10 protein-coding genes are annotated in these 17102 nt (G+C 51.3%); 7 read left to right on the forward strand and 3 right to left on the reverse strand.

The genetic code is table 11. The features are described 5' to 3' along the window. Position 1: 1 nt before the first annotated feature. The gene (locus BUC02_RS15775) at positions 2 to 1348 is read left to right on the forward strand and encodes an IS3 family transposase (protein WP_139260925.1); all 1347 of its coding nucleotides are present in this window, start codon (positions 2 to 4) and stop codon (positions 1346 to 1348) included. Between the two features lie 314 nt (positions 1349 to 1662). On the opposite strand, the gene BUC02_RS00465 is transcribed toward BUC02_RS15775, so the two are convergent. Next, positions 1663 to 2802, reverse strand: a complete 1140-nt coding sequence (locus BUC02_RS00465) for an FISUMP domain-containing protein (protein WP_175549770.1) — start codon at positions 2800 to 2802, stop codon at positions 1663 to 1665. Between the two features lie 97 nt (positions 2803 to 2899). Then, a complete protein-coding gene (locus tag BUC02_RS00470; RefSeq protein ID WP_073317182.1) occupies positions 2900 to 3808 on the reverse strand; it encodes a PD-(D/E)XK nuclease family transposase in 909 nt (302 codons plus the stop codon). Positions 3809 to 4069: 261 nt separating this feature from the next. Between BUC02_RS00470 and BUC02_RS00475 the strand changes: the two genes are divergently transcribed. From BUC02_RS00475 to BUC02_RS00500, 6 genes are all read left to right on the forward strand, one after another. Next, on the forward strand, positions 4070 to 7912 hold the full coding sequence (locus tag BUC02_RS00475; protein WP_254794032.1) for a DUF3857 domain-containing protein: 3843 nt from the start codon (positions 4070 to 4072) through the stop codon (positions 7910 to 7912). A 69-nt stretch (positions 7913 to 7981) separates the two neighbouring features. After that, positions 7982 to 9301, forward strand: coding sequence for a histidine--tRNA ligase (hisS, locus tag BUC02_RS00480; protein WP_073317188.1), 1320 nt, complete (start codon positions 7982 to 7984; stop codon positions 9299 to 9301). Between the two features lie 95 nt (positions 9302 to 9396). Beyond that, the gene (locus tag BUC02_RS00485) at positions 9397 to 11115 is read left to right on the forward strand and encodes an SGNH/GDSL hydrolase family protein (protein ID WP_073317191.1); all 1719 of its coding nucleotides are present in this window, start codon (positions 9397 to 9399) and stop codon (positions 11113 to 11115) included. Beyond that, positions 11112 to 12776, forward strand: coding sequence for a GDSL-type esterase/lipase family protein (locus BUC02_RS00490; RefSeq protein ID WP_073317193.1), 1665 nt, complete (start codon positions 11112 to 11114; stop codon positions 12774 to 12776). Before BUC02_RS00485 ends, BUC02_RS00490 begins: the two co-directional genes overlap by 4 nt. Positions 12777 to 12839: 63 nt before the next feature. After that, entirely contained in the window at positions 12840 to 13124 is a 285-nt protein-coding gene (locus tag BUC02_RS00495) for a GIY-YIG nuclease family protein (RefSeq protein ID WP_073317197.1), read from the forward strand. Between the two features lie 43 nt (positions 13125 to 13167). Beyond that, positions 13168 to 15018: an MBOAT family O-acyltransferase gene (locus BUC02_RS00500; protein ID WP_073317200.1), complete on the forward strand. Its 1851-nt coding sequence runs from the start codon at positions 13168 to 13170 to the stop codon at positions 15016 to 15018. 85 nt (positions 15019 to 15103) lie between these two features. Here BUC02_RS00500 and BUC02_RS00505 read toward each other — a convergent pair whose 3' ends face one another. Further along, entirely contained in the window at positions 15104 to 17065 is a 1962-nt protein-coding gene (locus tag BUC02_RS00505; protein WP_073317203.1) for a polysaccharide biosynthesis protein, read from the reverse strand. Between the last annotated feature and the right edge of the window lie 37 nt (positions 17066 to 17102).

The following is a 17102-nucleotide window of genomic DNA, read 5'->3' on the forward strand; positions in this document are numbered from 1 at the left end:
TATGGCTTTCAATCGAAAAAAATGGGAATTGGTCACAAAACTATACAAGGATGGACTGAAGGTTACTGAAATATGTCATCTTACGAACTTTGACAGGCGCGATGTCAGGCATGTATGCAGGGAATATGACATTCTCGGCTGCATGCGCGAACCCAGGAAGAATTTCTATCGCGGGTCGAACGAATTGAGAAAAATGGCAGTTGACGACATAGTCCTAAATTCGTTATCTTATGCCGAGGTAACCGTAAAGTACAACATCAACAGAACGACCTTGAAAGACTGGGTTCACTTGTTCCGGAACGGCGGTTACGAGGAACTGTTCGTGAACAGGCGCAAGGCGAGAAGACGCGGATATGGGAAGGCTGAAGAAGACTGCGAAAACGCCTCAGACCGAGTTGGAGAAACTCGAGGACGAGGTCTATCGTCTTCGTGCGGAGAATGCGCTGTTAAAAAAAGTGAAAGCCTTGGTCGAGGAAAAATACGCCCGAAAACAAGAGACTGGGCGGAAGCCATCAACGAGCTAAGGCATGAATACAGGCTTGACGTCCTGTTGGACATCAAGGGGATGGCCCGTTCAACGTTCTATTACTACGTCAAAAACAAACAGATAGACCGATATTCCGGTATCCGAAAACGCATAAGGGAAATACACGCCGAACATGCCGGTCGTTACGGTTATAGACGAATAACGTCGCAGCTGAAAAAAGAAGGCTTTACGATCAATCACAAGACCGTCTATAAGATCATGAGAGACCTTGGTCTGAAGAACGTCCGCAGAAAGAACAAATATCGTTCGTATGCGGGACAAGTCGGGTCGACTGCACCGAACATCGTGAACCGGGACTTCTCTACGACCGGCCCGAACCAGAAATGGACTACGGACGTGACACAGATATCCGTGGGGACCGAAAAATGCTTCCTATCTCCAATATTGGATATGTACAATGGCGAAATCGTAAGCTACACGATATCGGACCATGCCAACCTTAAAATGGTCATGGACATGCTGGACAAGGCGTATGAACAGCACCGTGTATGGGAAAAACTGCTGATGCACTCGGATCAAGGTTGGCAATACCAGCACTACAACTACCAAAAGTCACTGAAAGACCACAACATAGTACAAAGCATGAGTCGCAAGGGCAACTGCCTGGACAATGCCATGATGGAGAACTTCTTCGGGATAATGAAGTCCGAACTACTTTACCCGAACAGGTTCAAGGACATGAATCACTTCAAACAGGAGCTGGTGAAATACATCGACTATTACAACAATGAACGGATAAAAGCTCGATTAAACGGGATGAGTCCTGTTCAATATCGAATAAATAGGGCGAATATAACCTAATTTTTAAATGTCCAACTTTTTGGGGTCAGTTCACGCCTAGGTGGCTCCGCCCCCTAAAACCCCCGGCTAGCAATGTAGAGTGTGTAATGTGAGATGTGGAATGAATTGTCCTCTGTCTTCCCGCACGTAGATGCGGGACCTCCTCTCCCATCCGAGAAAAAACACTCCGCCTTCAAAATTGCCCACGGCTCCAGAAATATGCTTGTCTCGCTCACATGGCCGTTCCGGAATGTTCACTCGACAACACATTTTCTTCCGCCTTAGGGCATGCCCCTCACGCCCTAATTTTTTCGTTAAAATTTATGATAAAGTGACTATTTTCCCGTCAAAGAGTTATTCGCATCCATTACACATCGGACCGATCGAAATGTTCTTCGAGTCACATCATCTCCAGATAAATCTTCAAGCCTCGAGGTCGAGCTAAAATACGCAGCTTTCGCAACATTGTTTTTCACAGCGTAAGGCATCCAAAACGCAGTAAATTGCCCCGTTTGAATTTTTTCCGTCGGAATAACAGCCAACCCGTCAGTATTACGCCCAGCATTCTTTTCCCATAGAATCTTGGAACGCAAATCGCCACGAGTAAACAGCCATTCGAGTTGATTCATAACATGCCAGCCATCGGGACAGATTCCCTGCCAAATGATCTTTCTCATTTTTTCTTCGCTTCCGGCCAAATCAGCAAAAGCCTTGCACGCATCGTTGCTGCTTACCTCGACAGAATCGCAAACCTTGGGCAAGTTCATCGCTTCAGCCCATGTGTAAAGACCTCCAAAATGGTTATCGCAGAACCATTCATCGTCTACATAGCACAATTTTTCAGTAACATTGTCATCAAACTTAGTCGTACTACTAGGCACCATTTTCCCATAATTCAAGTTTTCAGCCATTACATAAAATGTCTCAAAAGCATCAAAATCTTCCGAATGCCCTTCGAACTTAATATACTTGTACTTGCGGCCATCACGAGGATCTTCAAACTCTAAATACTCCCCATTGTACCCCGCAAACAGACTGTCCATGTTCGGATGTTCCTTTTTTTTCTCTATCGCAGCGAGGGAATCAAGGGAATCCCTATCAAGAACATGATCAAGAGCCCACCAACCATCTTTACAAATGTAATAGTATACGCCACTAGCCTCATCACTAGAAAGGGTATCCCCATCATCACACACTCGAAATTCTTCCTCGCTACTACTCGACTCAACCACAGACGAGCTACTATTCTTGCCGCTTACAGAACTAGAAGAATTCTTTTCCGCTACAGAAGAACTGGATTTTTTAGAATCTTTCTGAGAAGACGAGGAACCGTCTTTGTTCGACGAACTCAATTCGTTGCCGTCACTTATAGAAGCACCCGAATCAGGGGACACTGAAGAGGAAGAATCATCTCCGCATGCGACAAGCATGGTCAGGAGTACAGATAGGGCAAGAACGCTTTTAAAAATCTTCACAGAAGACCTCCGAACCTCAAATAAATTCACGAGAAATATAGAAATAAGTTGTGTATGAAATCGGCGGCCTTTCGACCGCCACATTTTATTAAAAGGTTTATTTCAAGTCACGAATTTTTGCTTCCGGAAGCCCCGTAACTGCAGAAATTTCTGTCACAGAGAGTTTTCCCTGTTCAAGCATTTTCTTCGCAATATCCATTTTCGTTGAATACTCGGCTACGGCTCGATCAAAATCGCTCATGTCCACAGTCATAAGATACCTCGAACTGAAATTACATAATTTCACCTCGTTTTGCAAGACCTTGAACACGGGATCATTTGCAAATTCACTGAAATCGGCTTCGCGATTCAACGTGTCGATGGCGCGGAGCCACTGAGCCAAGCGGCAGTTGTCGCCAACATAGTCCTTTGCGTTCTTGAGGAACTTTGCCACTTCGACCAATGTCACGGTCTGCCGGTCAAAATAGACTTCCTGCTCCTGATTCCTCAACTGTACCGTATGGCGGTAATTTGGCGATTTCGCGAACGCGTCAAAGAACTGGAAACTGACCACATGCAAGTTTTCAAGTTGCGGAACTTCGCCCTGCTTTACCATATTGTTCGTAAGGCGCGCCACGTAGAGGACAAGACGGTCCTTGAACAAGGAGTAATTGTCCACGTGTTGCACCTCAATCGAAATGCGGTCACGCGGATTCTTTTCACCACGATCGTTCGTCAGCAAAATGTCCGGTTCGACACTGTGGTAACCAAGCTCGCCAGGAATGAACGGGTTCACGAGTTTCGGATTAGCGATGCGGTCCGAGCCAATCAAGCCTAGTGCTGCATTCACAAGGTCCGTCGTGAGCATCAAGTTCTTTTCATTGGCAAGGATTTTCTTGATGCACCCGTCGTTGTAGAAATACACGTTCCTGTGTTCGTATTGTTTGACAAAGGCGTCGATGTCCTGCCCGTTATCGTTTGCTTTCTTGAGTTTGCCGAGAAATTGAGCAAATTCATTTCTTTCCATTATTTTTTCCTAAACCGGGGAACAGCCCCCGAAAAGCGAATAGAGAGTTCTCCCTATCTATACACTAATACGCCACTTTGGAAAAATCAGTCTGATTTCACCCCTGTTTGAAGGCCTCAATCAACGTAAAAAAAACTTCACATTTATACAAAACAATCATAAACCCTACTTGTCTCGGGTACAGTCATATTCCACTTTGGACTACGAAAAGGCGGGGCTTGCACGTCGCGATTTTTTATTTTTGTTGTCATGAGCAATTCTTTGTTTGAAAAATTTGGTCATATCCCCAGTTTTTGCGCCCCGCTGTTTGGGCTGTTATTTGTTGCATCTTTAATTTCTTGCGCCGGTAACGGAAAGCCGCTGACCGAATCGGACCCGCAGTCCGAAGGTTCGCAAGCAGCTAATTCCGGGAGCTATACCGACGACTATTTTGACGAAGGCTCGGCCGCTCCTTCTGACAACGCCTCGAATTCCACCCGCAAGAACGCACCCGGCGCTATCGGGAGCGACGGTTTCAGCTTTACGCTGCCCGCAGGCGACTGGGCTCTCGTGGGCGACGAGGGCGGCGCCCACGAGAGCGGCGTCCCCTACGAATTTTACAACGCGAGCACGGGACGCCGCGCGGTCCTGGTCGAAATCGAACTCCCCAAGGGCGAACCCATGCGACTCATGGACCGCGCCCAGATGGAAATGCAGGCTTTTGAATCGAGCGGCAAGAAGGCGACTCTCGCCGAGACCTACCCCGAAGAAAATTTCGGCGGTACAGGCGTTTTCTTTGACGTTGCAGGCAAACGCTACGACAGCCCCTACGAGGCCGTCGGCTTTGTCACAGGCGCCGGGAGCCGCGTGTACACGCTCACGCTTTCTGCCACCGACACGCCGCTCCAGCCGGGCGAACTCAAGAACGAATGGAAGGAATTCTTCGCGAACTTCAGCATGCGCGAAACTGCTGCAAGCGAAGGCCCGGAACTTTCGCCGAACAACGTGCAAAGCTTTGACTCCCCCACGCTCGGCTACACCTGGGCCGTCAAGGACACCCTCTGGCATCACTGGACAGGAATCGCCCGCCAGAACGACGACCCGGACCTGGTGCTCAGCAACAAGGCCGAAGACGTTTCGCTGTTCGTTTACGGCGCAACGGTCGAAAGCGACGCCGTCAATTCGCAGGATTTGTTCAAGGTGCTGCTCGTGCGCCTGGGTGTCGACCCCAACAATCCCACACTTGAAATGCACCGCCAAAAGGTCGGCGACCGCTACGCGCAAGACTTTACCCTGACTCACGTGGTCAACAAGTTCGACTTCTACTATACAGGCCGCTACTTCTATGACGACGGCCGCGGCATCCTAATTGTTTCCTGGACCCAGGGCGTGAACAAGAAGAAATACGCCAAGGTCATGCAACACGGTATCGATGGCCTGACCGTGGGCGAAAATCCGGCCGCCAAAAACGCGGCCACCGACCCCGAATCGGCCAAGAAACTCGCCAAGTTCAACGCCGCCATCATGAGCCAGGTGGGCATTTTGCGCCTGCTCGAAAACCAGCCGCTGGTGGCGCTCAGCTACTTTGAACGCGCGAACCGCATGGACCCCGAAGAGCCTCTCTACCTGATCAACTGCGGATTCGTGTACCAGATGAAGGAACTTTACGGCCCGGGCATCAGCCACTTTGAAAGCCAGCGCGAACTGGTGCAAAAGAACGGCAAACTGCTCTCGATTTTGGGCGAAATGTACGAAGCCCTGTTCGACTACGGCCGCGCCCGCGAATGTGCCGAAGCAGCCCTCCGCTACACGCCGAACAATCCGGAATACGTAATCAACTTGAGCGACGCCCTCTGGGGACTCGGTCAGCGTAACCAGTCGCTGGTGGTCGTGCAACGCCTTTACGATACGCAGCCAAGCAGCCGCCTGGGCGTTTACCTCGCAAAGACCTACATGGGCCTTGACCAGTACGCCGAAGCCGTCGACATTCTTTACCAGGTGCGCCGTCGCTTTGGCATGAGTGTGGAACTCGGAAGCACCTTGATGGATGCCCTCATGTTCCTTGGCCGCTACGAAGAAGCCCGCGCCATTAGCGAAGAAACCTTGGCCAAGGACCGTAACGACTACAAGATTTGGACCACGCAGGGCAAGATTCTATTCTACAGCCGCAACTACCGCGACGCCGAAAAGTCGCTCACCAAGGCGCTCGCCTTAAAGCCCGATAACGAAGACGCCAAGAGCTTTTTGAGCGCAACAAAGGCATTCCTCGGCAAGGCAGACAACCGCACGCTGCAAAAGCCAATTACACCGGTAGAAGAACGCACCAAGAACCTGAAGGGTCTCCTCAGCGAAAGCGCCAAAAAGCAGGGCACCGAAGGCGATTTCCCCGCCGTGGTGCATTACAACAAGCAGACCTTGAAAGCCGAAAAGGGCGCGAACTGGGTCCGCACCGACGAAATGCTCATGGAAATCCTCGACATTCGCGGCGCCGCCATTTATCGCGAATTTACGTTCGACTTCTTGCCGGGATTCGACCGCATTTACCTGAACGCCCTCGAAGTCTACGACAGCAACTGGAACCTGAAGCAGAAGGCGAACCTGAACGGAGCCTACATTACCTACGCCACCGAAATCGGCGGCCAGAACGAATCGCAGACGGCGCATTTCCCGCTGCAAGAGCTTGAACCGGGCGATTTTATTTACCTGCAGTTCAGCCGCACCAACATCGAAAACAAGGGCATGATCCCCTACACCGACTTCGTGAGCAGCAAGGACGTTCCTGTGGGCCAGTCCAGCTTCCGCATTTACGCCGACACCGCCCGTTTTGTGACCGAAGAATACGGCCCGCTCGAAAAGAAGGCCATCAAGGGCGGCATCGAATGGAAGATCGAAAACCCGGTCATTATCCGCAAGGAACTTTACATGCCCGTGTACCGCGACTTTGGCGCAGGCCTGATGCTTACCGGCAAGCAGGAATGGAAGAACGTGGGCGAAGATTACCAGAACCTAATCAAGCACCAGTTCAAGCAGGCCGTGAGCGTGCGTGAAAAAGCCCGCGAAGTCCGCGGTAGCAAGGCAAACGACAACGCCGTCAAGGCCATCGTGAACTTTGTGCGCCACGATATTCGCTACCGCGACATTCGATTCGGCGGACACAGCCTGATTCCGCAAACAGCCGAAGTCACGCTGAAAAAGCACCAGGGCGACTGCAAGGACATGGCGCTTTTGCTCAAGGAAATGCTTGAATCCATCGGCGTCAAGAGCTACCTCACGGCCATCCACCTGACCGAAGAAGGCTTTGCCGGCCTCCCGACGATTCAGCAGTTCAACCACATGATTCTCTACATTCCGGCGCAGGGTCAAATCACCGAACGCTGGGTCGACGCCACCGACAAGACCGGCAACGATCGCCCTGTACCGCTCGACATGGAAGGCAAAGTCGCGCTCGTCATCAACGACGACAGCAGCCACGTGGTCACTACGCCTATTTTGGAAGACAATCAGGAGCACCAGATTGGCATTGAACACCGCCTGTTTATCGGAAACGACGGCGCCTGCGAATTCCGCGACTCGATTTCGCTGCAGGGCAAGTTTGCAAGCGTCATGCGTAACCGCTTCTTTGGTCGCGACGCCAAGGAACAGGAAAAGCTGATGGAAGACTTCCTCGCTTCGGGTATCCCCGACGTAAGCATCGGAAACATCCGTATCGAAAATCTCGCCGAATTCAACAAGCCGCTCGCCCTGATTGTGACTTACGCCTCCAAGGGCTACTTCGGCCAGGGCGGCTCCGAACTCAAGGGGCGTTTCCCGAACGTGTGGGAACGCAGCCTGTTCAAGCTGCCTAAAGTTTCCAAGCGCCACCACCCGATTCGCATGCCTCACGAAACGCAGTTTGCATACAAATTAAGTGTTACGGCAGCTAACGGCAAGAAAGTCAAAATTACCGGTCCGAAGCCGCTTAATCGCGAACCGGATTACGTGAGCTACGAGAAGAATTTCGACGGCAAGAACAGCATCAAGTGGACCACCTTCGCACTCTACGCCGACCCGGCTGAATACAACAAGATTCGCGAGGAATGGACCTACTTGCTCAGCGAAACGAGCCCGATGATAGAGATTAAGTAGGAAGTAGACTGTAGGAAGTAGGAAGTGGCCCCGGGTCCGGGGCTTTTTTTTGCTAAATTTGCTCGTACTATGAGCATTTCTATTCCTCAGTTGCCTAAGGGCACACGCGATTTTTACCCGGAAGCCGAGCGCATCCAGAACTACATTTTTGACACCTGGCGTAGTGTCGCCGAATCTTTTGCCTACGAAGAATACGAAGGCCCGATGTTTGAACATCTGGAACTTTATACAGGCAAGTCCGGCGAAGAAATCGTAAGCCAGCTTTACAACTTTAAAGACAAGGGCGACCGCGAAATCGCGCTCCGCCCCGAAATGACCCCGACGCTTGCTCGCCTCGTAATCCAGAAGGCCCGCGAACTCAAGAAGCCATTCAAGTGGTTCAGCATGCCGCGCCTTTTCCGTTACGAAAAGGCACAGAAGGGTCGCCTCCGCGAATTCTTCCAGCTGAACATGGACATCATCGGTACCGAAAGCATCTACGCCGAAGCCGACCTGATGGCTGCCATCGCCACGATGCTCCGCAAGTTCGGCCTGAAGGACGGCGAATTTGCGATTGGCGTTTCTAGCCGCAAGCTCCTCGCCACCTACCTCGAAGAAATCGGCGCCCCGAATCCCTCCCTCGTTTACCCGGTGCTTGACCGCCGCTTAAAAATCGGCCCCGAAGCATTCGCCAAAGCTCTTGCCGACGCAGGCCTCTCCGAAGACCAGGTGAAAAAACTTGACGACTTCATGAGCTGCAAGAGCATCGAAGAAGTCAAGGCCAAGGTGCATAGCGAAAATGCGACTGCCGCTCTCCAAGAAATCGAAGACCTGTTCGCAACCCTTACCGCCGCAGGTTACGGCGAATGCGTGAACCTCGACCTCTCTATCGTTCGTGGCCTCGCCTACTACACCGGCATCGTGTTCGAAGTCTTTGACAAGGGCAAATCCATGCGCGCTATCGCTGGCGGCGGCCGTTACGACAGCCTCACCGAAAAGCTCGGTGGCGAACGCATCCCGGGTGTCGGCTTTGGTATGGGCGACGTGGTGCTCGCAGACCTCCTCGCCGAACACAAGTTGCTCCCGAGCCCGAAGCAGAGTGTCGACTTCTACATCGCAAGTTTCACAAACGACATGAAGAAGGTGTTCGAAACCGCCCAGGTATTCCGCAACGCCGCAGGTAACACGAACGCCAAGCCGTTCTCGGTCGCTCACCCGCTCGCCGCCATGAAGATGGGTAAGCAGCTCGACCAGGCCAACTATCAAGGCGCTAAAATCGTCGTGTACGTAGACGGTTCCAAGGCTGCCGAAGGTGAATTCGAATACAAGGACATGCGCACCGGCGAAATGTTCGTAGGAAACGTAGACGCCATCGTAGAACGACTCAACACCGAGGTAAAGAAAGCCTAGCCAATTCAGAATTCAGAGTTCGGAATTACTTATCAGGCGGCTCCGCCAAGATTGTATTAATTCAGAATTCCGAAATCCGAATTCATAATTATACTATGATGTCCCCTTTAAAAGTCCTCTTAAGTATCATCAGCCTGTTCGCGGTGCTGGGCTTTATCGCCATCATCTACCCCGATGACGGAATCCATATTGGCGACACAACGCTCCGCTACCCGAAGCTCACCGAAATCTTCGTAAAGCAGTCCGCCGGCGATTCGCTTAGCGATTCTACCCAGGGCGACCCCGAAGAAGCTATCCGTGAGATGATGGAAGCAACCAAACGCAAAGAGTTTGCCGCCTTTAGCGACTCGCTCAAATTCTATGAGGACTTTTTTGAAAAGGGAAGAACGCGCTTTGATTTGCCGAACAACGACGCCACGTGGTTTGACCGATTCTTCTTGCACCTGGAGCTAGCCTCACTCGATTCGAACGTTGTACACGTCGTGCATTACGGAGACTCGCAGCTCGAAGAAGACCGAATTTCGGCCACCATTCGCGAGGACTTGCAAGATGAATTCGGTGGTGCAGGCCCGGGCATGATGCCCGCCATTATGACCGTGCCGTCTATGACTACTAGCCATGCAGGCGTCGGCGCCCTTTCGCGCTACATTCTGTTTGGTCCCAAGGACGACGAAGCCGAACACACGCGCTACGGACCTTTGGCCCAGTTCGCCAAGCTTGAAGGCGAAGCCTCCATTACCATCCAGCGCCGCAAGGAACGCAAGAAACAGTTCAGCCATGTGGGCGGTTACAGCACCATTCGCCTCCTCACAAACAAGAACGCTCGCCTCAAGGTCAGACTCAACGTAAACCAGACCGTCGTAGACACCGTGGGTCAAGAAGAAGACGGCTCTCCGAAAGAAAAGCGCTCTACCAAAGTGGTCGACGCTGGCGAACCGGTTATCGACACTTACAACAAACTCAAAGTTTTCACCTGGAAACTGAAGGACACCACCTCCATTGCCAAGATGTACCTTTCGGGCAACGCCGAAGTCTATGCCATTTCGGCAGACGGTGCTTACGGTGTCGCCGTCGACAACGTGGCCATGCGCGGTTCTTCAGGTACGATATTCCATCGCATCGACTCTGAACTTCTGGCCGAATCTTACAAGGCCATGAACGTAAAACTCATCATCATGGAATACGGCGGAAACTTGGTACCAAGCATCAACTCCGGCAACATTGAATGGACCAAGAAAATCATCACACGCCAGATTCAAGCCATTCAAAAGGCGAACCCCGACGCCGACATCTTGTTTATTGGCCCCGCCGATATGGCTCGCCAAAAAGACGGCCAATGGCAAACCTATTCTGGCCTTGCGATGACAATCAAGGCCCTGCGTGAAGTCGCGCTCGAAAACGGCGCCGCCTACTGGGACATGCACCGCGTGATGGGCGGCAACGGAGCCATGATCAAGTGGGTGAACAAGGACCCTGCCCTTGGATTCACGGACCACATTCATTTTACCCGCCGCGGAGCCGCCTACATGGGAGACCTGTTCTGTTCGGCACTGCGCATGCACTACGACTACTTCAAGTTCCGCGACCGTCACAACATCAGTGACGAAAAATTGAAGGAACTGCACCAGTGGAGCGCCGAAAACAAGCCTGCCCCCAAGCCTGTCGCCAAACCAAAGCCCACCGCCAAGCAAGCAGTTAAACCAGCCAAGCCAAGCTCAAACAAAGCCGTAAAGGCAAATTCTGCAGCAAAGGCAGCCCCGGCAAACAGAAAAGCTGATTCGAAAGATTTAAACAAAGGAGCGAAGAAAAAGTGAAACACGTACTCCTTGGTATTGCGCTACTCACGCTTTCCGCTTTTGCAAAAGACATGCCGACAGCTCCCGGCAGTTTTTCCATCGACATTTCTCGCTACGACTTTATCGACACTACACAGAACGTAATCAAATTCCCCAAGGGCAACGCCTCGTTCAACGCCTTCTTTAACAAGATGGATACGCTCGTGTTCGAAAACCGCGGGCAGGTTCGCATTCTGCACGTGGGCGGTTCGCATTTGCAAGCCGACGTAATCTCCGGCCGTATTCGCGAGCACCTCATTAAGGAATACCCGGGTGCCTCTGCCGGCCGCGGGTTCGTGTTTCCATATTCTGCCGCCCGCACCAACACGCCTGCGAGCTACGCCAGCGCCTACAAGGGCATCTGGGACATGAACAAAAACGTGCAGCGTGAAATCAAGAAGCCGCTCGGCCTGCTTGGCATTGCCGTGAGCACCAGCGACCCGCGTTCCGAAATCACGCTGTTCCTCGACAAGTACAACTCTACCCCGATTTGGGGCGAAACCAAACTCAGACTTTTTGGTTACAGTGACAACAACGACGTAGTTCCTGTACTGCGCGTCGATTCGACCGACATTTACGGCATTCTCGATTCCGCAAGCCAGAGCTACGTGTTTACAAGCCCGCGCCCGATTGACACCATTCAAATCGCTTTCCGCTGGATCGATTCCTTGAAGCAGGCCGAGATTTCCAAGTTCATTACCGACTCGCTTTTCCAGGATTCTATCGCCCGCGCCAAAGAAGATTCCATCAAGAAGGCAACCGGCGATACCGCCCAAAAGAAGCCGATTGATGCAGCCAAAATTCCGAACAACGTTGCCTTGCCCGAAGTCGCCCGCGATTCCATGTTCCAAGGTGAATGCGACGTTCTCGACACGGCATGCCTGCGTCGCGAAGAGGCCAAGAGCAAATCCCGTAGCTGTGCCGAAAAGCTGAACAAGCCCGCAGTCAATTACGCCGAGGGCGAAATCGACGCCACCAATTACGCCAACGAACATTGCATCGAACAAGCCGCCGTACCCGACTCTGTCAAGAAGAACGCTCGTCCGCGCTTTACGCTTACCGGCATTCTCACCGAAACCGACGCTCCGGGCATTACCTACACGGGCGTAGGCATCAACGGCGCAAAGGTTCACGACTACTTTGAAGAAGTCTGCCCGCAGTTCGAAAAGGAACTTTCATTCTACAAGCCCGACCTCGTCATTTTTGCAATCGGCATTAACGATGCAAACGTGGAAAAGTTTAACGACAAGCAATTTAAAGACGACTACGACAAGCTCATTGCCCGCATCAAGAAAGTGAACCCGAATGTGGCGATTATTTTCGAGACCAACAACGACATGTATCGCAAGGTCAAGAAGAAACGTTTCGTGCAGCACCCGAACGGCGATGTCGCCCGCAAGGCATTCTTCGCCCTGGCCGAAAAGCACAAAGCTGGCGTTTGGGACAAGTTCGGCATTATGGGCGGCCTCGGCTCCATGGCCAAATGGGAGAAAGCCGACCTCGCCAAAGCCGACAAAGTGCATTTCAAGCTTTCAGGCTACAACCTCCTTGGCGATCTGTTCTACAAGGCTATCATCAACTGCTATCAAGAACACATCGCTAACCTCCCCGCCGAAAAAAGAAAGGAAGAAATAAAATAAGGATTTGCACCAGTGTCATCCTGAGTGAAGAACCGAAGGTTCGTAATCGAAGGATCTAAAAATATGAGAAATGATTACTTTACATATATAATGTCTAATCAAACTAATTCAACAATATATGTTGGAGTAACAAATAATATTGAAAGACGTGCATTAGAACATATTAGTGGTAATGGTGCAGAATTTACATCGAAATATAAAATCAATAAACTTGTTTATTTTGAAAGATATACAGAAATAAAAGATGCAATAGCAAGAGAAAAACAATTAAAAGGTTGGAAAAGAGAAAAGAAAAATAATTTGATTAACAAAATGAACCCTGAATGGAAAAACTTAATGATGGATTAGATCCTTCGACTCCGTTTCACTTCGCTCAGGATGACAATTGCATATGCTTGACTATTTGATTCCATTCCTCACCCGCACCTTTGCGTTTGACCCGAACAGTCCCCTGCTGTTTACGCAGTTCTATTTCTGGGGATTTTTCGCCTGCGTTTTCGCCGTTCTCACCCTGATCAAGAACCGCATCCTGCTGCGTAACGCCTTCTTGTTTGCGACAAGCATGTTCTTCTACTACAAAACGAGTGGAAGCTACGTCTGCATTCTTATTTTCTGCGTGGTCGCTAACTTCTTCATTGGCAAATGGATCGAAAAAGCCGAAGAGCAATGGAAAAAGAAACTCTGGATGATCATCGTGGTCATTATCGACCTGCTAGTGCTTTGCTACTATAAATACTCTTACTTCTTCCTGGATGCACTTTACGACTTTACCGGAATCGAACTCCACGTGTACAATTTCTTTGCCGCGGCAAGCAACAAGATGTTTGGCACGCATTCGCTGGTCGACACCATCATTTTGCCGGTGGGTATTTCGTTCTTCACCTTCCAGGCAATGAGTTACTGCATCGATATTTACCGCGGTAAAATCAAGGCTGTCGACAACATCCTAAATTTTGGCTTTTACCTCACGTTCTTCCCGCAGCTTGTGGCTGGCCCGATTGTGCGCGCCGACAAGTTCGTGCCGCAACTTTACCGCAAGTATTTCTTGCCCCGCCGTACCTTCGGTATCGCCGTATTCTGGATCCTGAACGGCCTCGCCAAAAAGATCATCTTGAGCGACTACCTGGCCACCAACTTCGTGGACCGAGTCTTTGACACTCCCCTGCTGTTTACCGGCCTTGAAAACCTGATTGCGCTCTTTGCATACTCCCTGCAAGTTTATGCCGACTTCTCGGGCTATACCGACATCGCCATTGGCGTTGCACTCCTGATGGGATTCCGCCTGCCGCAGAACTTCAACAGCCCCTACAAGGCACTCAGTCCCACCGAATTCTGGCGTCGCTGGCACATCAGCCTTTCGAGCTGGTGGCGCGACTACCTGTACATTCCCCTGGGCGGCAACAGGAATGCCACCGTCGGCACCTACTTCTGGATGGCGTTCTTGAGCCTTGTGGCAATCATGCTTTCGGGCAGCGTGCTCGTGGGCGTCATGCTTGGTCTCCTGTTCGCCTACATTTCCGTTGTTGCCTACTTTAGGCCCGAATCGCGCAAGTTCATTACCACCAACATGAACGCCATGGCCACCCAGATTGTGGGCGGTTGGTGGCACGGTGCCAGCTGGAACTTTATCATTTGGGGTGGTCTGAACGGCTTTGGCCAGGTATTCAACAAAATCTGGTGCAAGCGCAGCCTCAAGTTCCGCGCCATCGCCTCGTTCATCCTGTTCGCTGCAAGCGCCATAATCTTCAAACAGACGCACACCGCCATCTTCGCGATTACTGCAGTCTACTTCGGCGTGCTCTTCACCGGCATTTACGCCGTATGGGTGTTCCGCCTGTTCAGCGACAAGACCTTCCACTGGATTTATGTTGCCTGGAACGTGTCGCTAACCTTCGTTTTCATCACGTTTACGCGACTCTTCTTCCGCGCAGGTTCGAACCTAGACCCTGCCGAAGCCAACGAAGTCGCCTGGAATACCGCCAAGAACATGGTACAGCAAATGGGTTGCGCCTGGAAATGGGGCACTCTTGGCACTATAGCCTGGGAACACATCAACATCATTCTCGTGTTCATCGCGGGCATGCTTATCCACTGGATTCCCAAGAAGGTCAAGAGCCGCTACCGCATCGCATTCGCGTCGCAGCCGCTACCGCTGATGGTCGCAAGCACCGCGTTCATCATCTTCGTGATTTACCAGTTCATGAGCGCAGACTCCTGCCCCTTCATCTACTTCCAGTTCTAGTAGCGCCAACGGCGCATACGAAAGAAGCTCATGATAAACATCATGAGCTTTTGCTTTAAAAGTAATTTCTGAAATGGGCCGCGAATTAAACCGCAGGCATTTTGACGGTGCGATTGAATTCTTCAGGAGTGGTGAAGGTAGGCACGATTTCGTGCAGAGCCTTGATGGCCTTCTGGTCATCGTTGGCACTGGCGGCGTTCTTCAAGTTCCACAGCTGGTTAATGAACTTGTCCATGTCGATTTCAATCTGCTTGCCGATGTAAATCAACTTGTTCTTGGTCTTCTGCAGGCCTTCTTCACTCATAAGCAGCTCTTCAAGCAGCTTTTCGCCCGGGCGCAGCCCCGTAAACTTAATCGGGACATCCTTGTAAGGCACTTTGCCGTACATGCGGATCAAGTTTTCGGCCAAAGTCACGATCTTTACCGGGTGGCCCATATCGAGCACAAAGATTTCGCCACCGTGAGCAATCGAGGCAGCCTCTAGCACCAGGCTCACCGCCTCCGGAATCGTCATAAAGTAGCGGATAATGTCGGGGTGAGTCACCGTCACAGGCTTGCCCTGTTCAATCTGACGCTTGAACAGTGGAATCACGGAACCGTTCGAGCCCAGCACATTGCCAAAGCGAGTCGTCACGAATTCGGTATCGCCACTCTTCTGCTGAGCCAAGAACTGCACAATCATTTCGCAGCAGCGCTTAGAGGCACCCATCACGTTAGTGGGGTTCACCGCCTTGTCGGTACTGATCATCACAAACTTCTTGACGCCGTTCAGAACCGCGAGTGTACCCATGTTAAACGTACCGATGACGTTATTTTTAATGGCTTCCATGGGGTTGTTTTCCATGAGCGGCACATGCTTATGGGCCGCCGCGTGGAACACCACCTGGGGCTTGTACTTCTTAAAGATCTGGTTCATGCGGAAGTAGTCGCGCACCGAGGCGATCAAAGTCACCAGGTTCAGCTTGTCGCCGTATTCCATGCGCAATTCCTGCTGAATATCGTAGGCATTGTTTTCGTAAATGTCCACGATAATCACCTGCTTCGGATTGTACTTCGCAATCTGGCGCACCAGTTCGCTACCGATACTGCCGCCACCACCCGAGACCATGCAAACCTTGCCCTCGATAAAGTCGCGAATATCCTTATTGTCAAAGCGAATAGGGTCGCGGCCCAGCAAGTCTTCTACGTTAATATCGCGAATCTGGTTCACGTAGCTCGTGGTACCATCGCCCACGTTCGAGGTATCAAGCAAGCTACCGATAAACGGCAACACCTTTACGGGCACGCCCGTTTTACCGCAAATATCCAAAATCGTCTGGCGATCTTTAGGCGGACAACTCGGAATAGCAAGAATAATCTGCTCAATGCGTTCTTCCCTCACGATTTTAGGAATGTCGGTCGTGGAACCAGCCACCAACACTCCTTCGAACATCTTGCCAATCTTGTAGCGGTCATCGTCAACCAGGCAAACCGGATTCAAGTGGGTCGCCACGCTAGACTTAAGGCCTTCTTCTTCGTCGGCCTGGTTGTTGCGGATTTCCTTGATCAACATCTGGGCGGCAGAACCAGCCCCCACAATCATGGTGCGGGTCTTGTTGGCCAGGCTCGCTTCCTTGTAACCCGTACGCACCAGGGACACAAAAGTGCCACGGAACATATAACGGAAGGCGCACACGCCCACAATGGCCACCAAGGTATGCAACACGGCGAATTCCACAAAAACCTGACGCTGGAACAAGTACACCAGACCGTAAGCCACCAACATGCCGCCAACTACACCCTTAATGCAGCTCAGGTAGTCGCGCTTGCTAAAGTAACGCCACAGCTTATTGTACGCACCAAAAAAGAGCAAGCCCGCAAAGCAGCCGATAACACAAGTAACAGAAATAATCAAGAGTTCAGGGCGGTTAATTCGTTCCGCAACCGCGGGCAACGGCCAGTTGGCAAAAAGCGCAGCCGCCACCACGATAAAGGCGTCGACCGCCGCCAGCACGCGCTTACGCAGTCTAAAGCTATTGAACAAATTCTTGACTTTCTCGTTAAACATCTAATGCCCCTTCTGATACGCCAAATATAAAATAATC

The sequence above is a fragment of the Fibrobacter sp. UWOV1 genome (genome assembly GCF_900142495.1).
In the GTDB taxonomy this organism is placed as follows: domain Bacteria; phylum Fibrobacterota; class Fibrobacteria; order Fibrobacterales; family Fibrobacteraceae; genus Fibrobacter.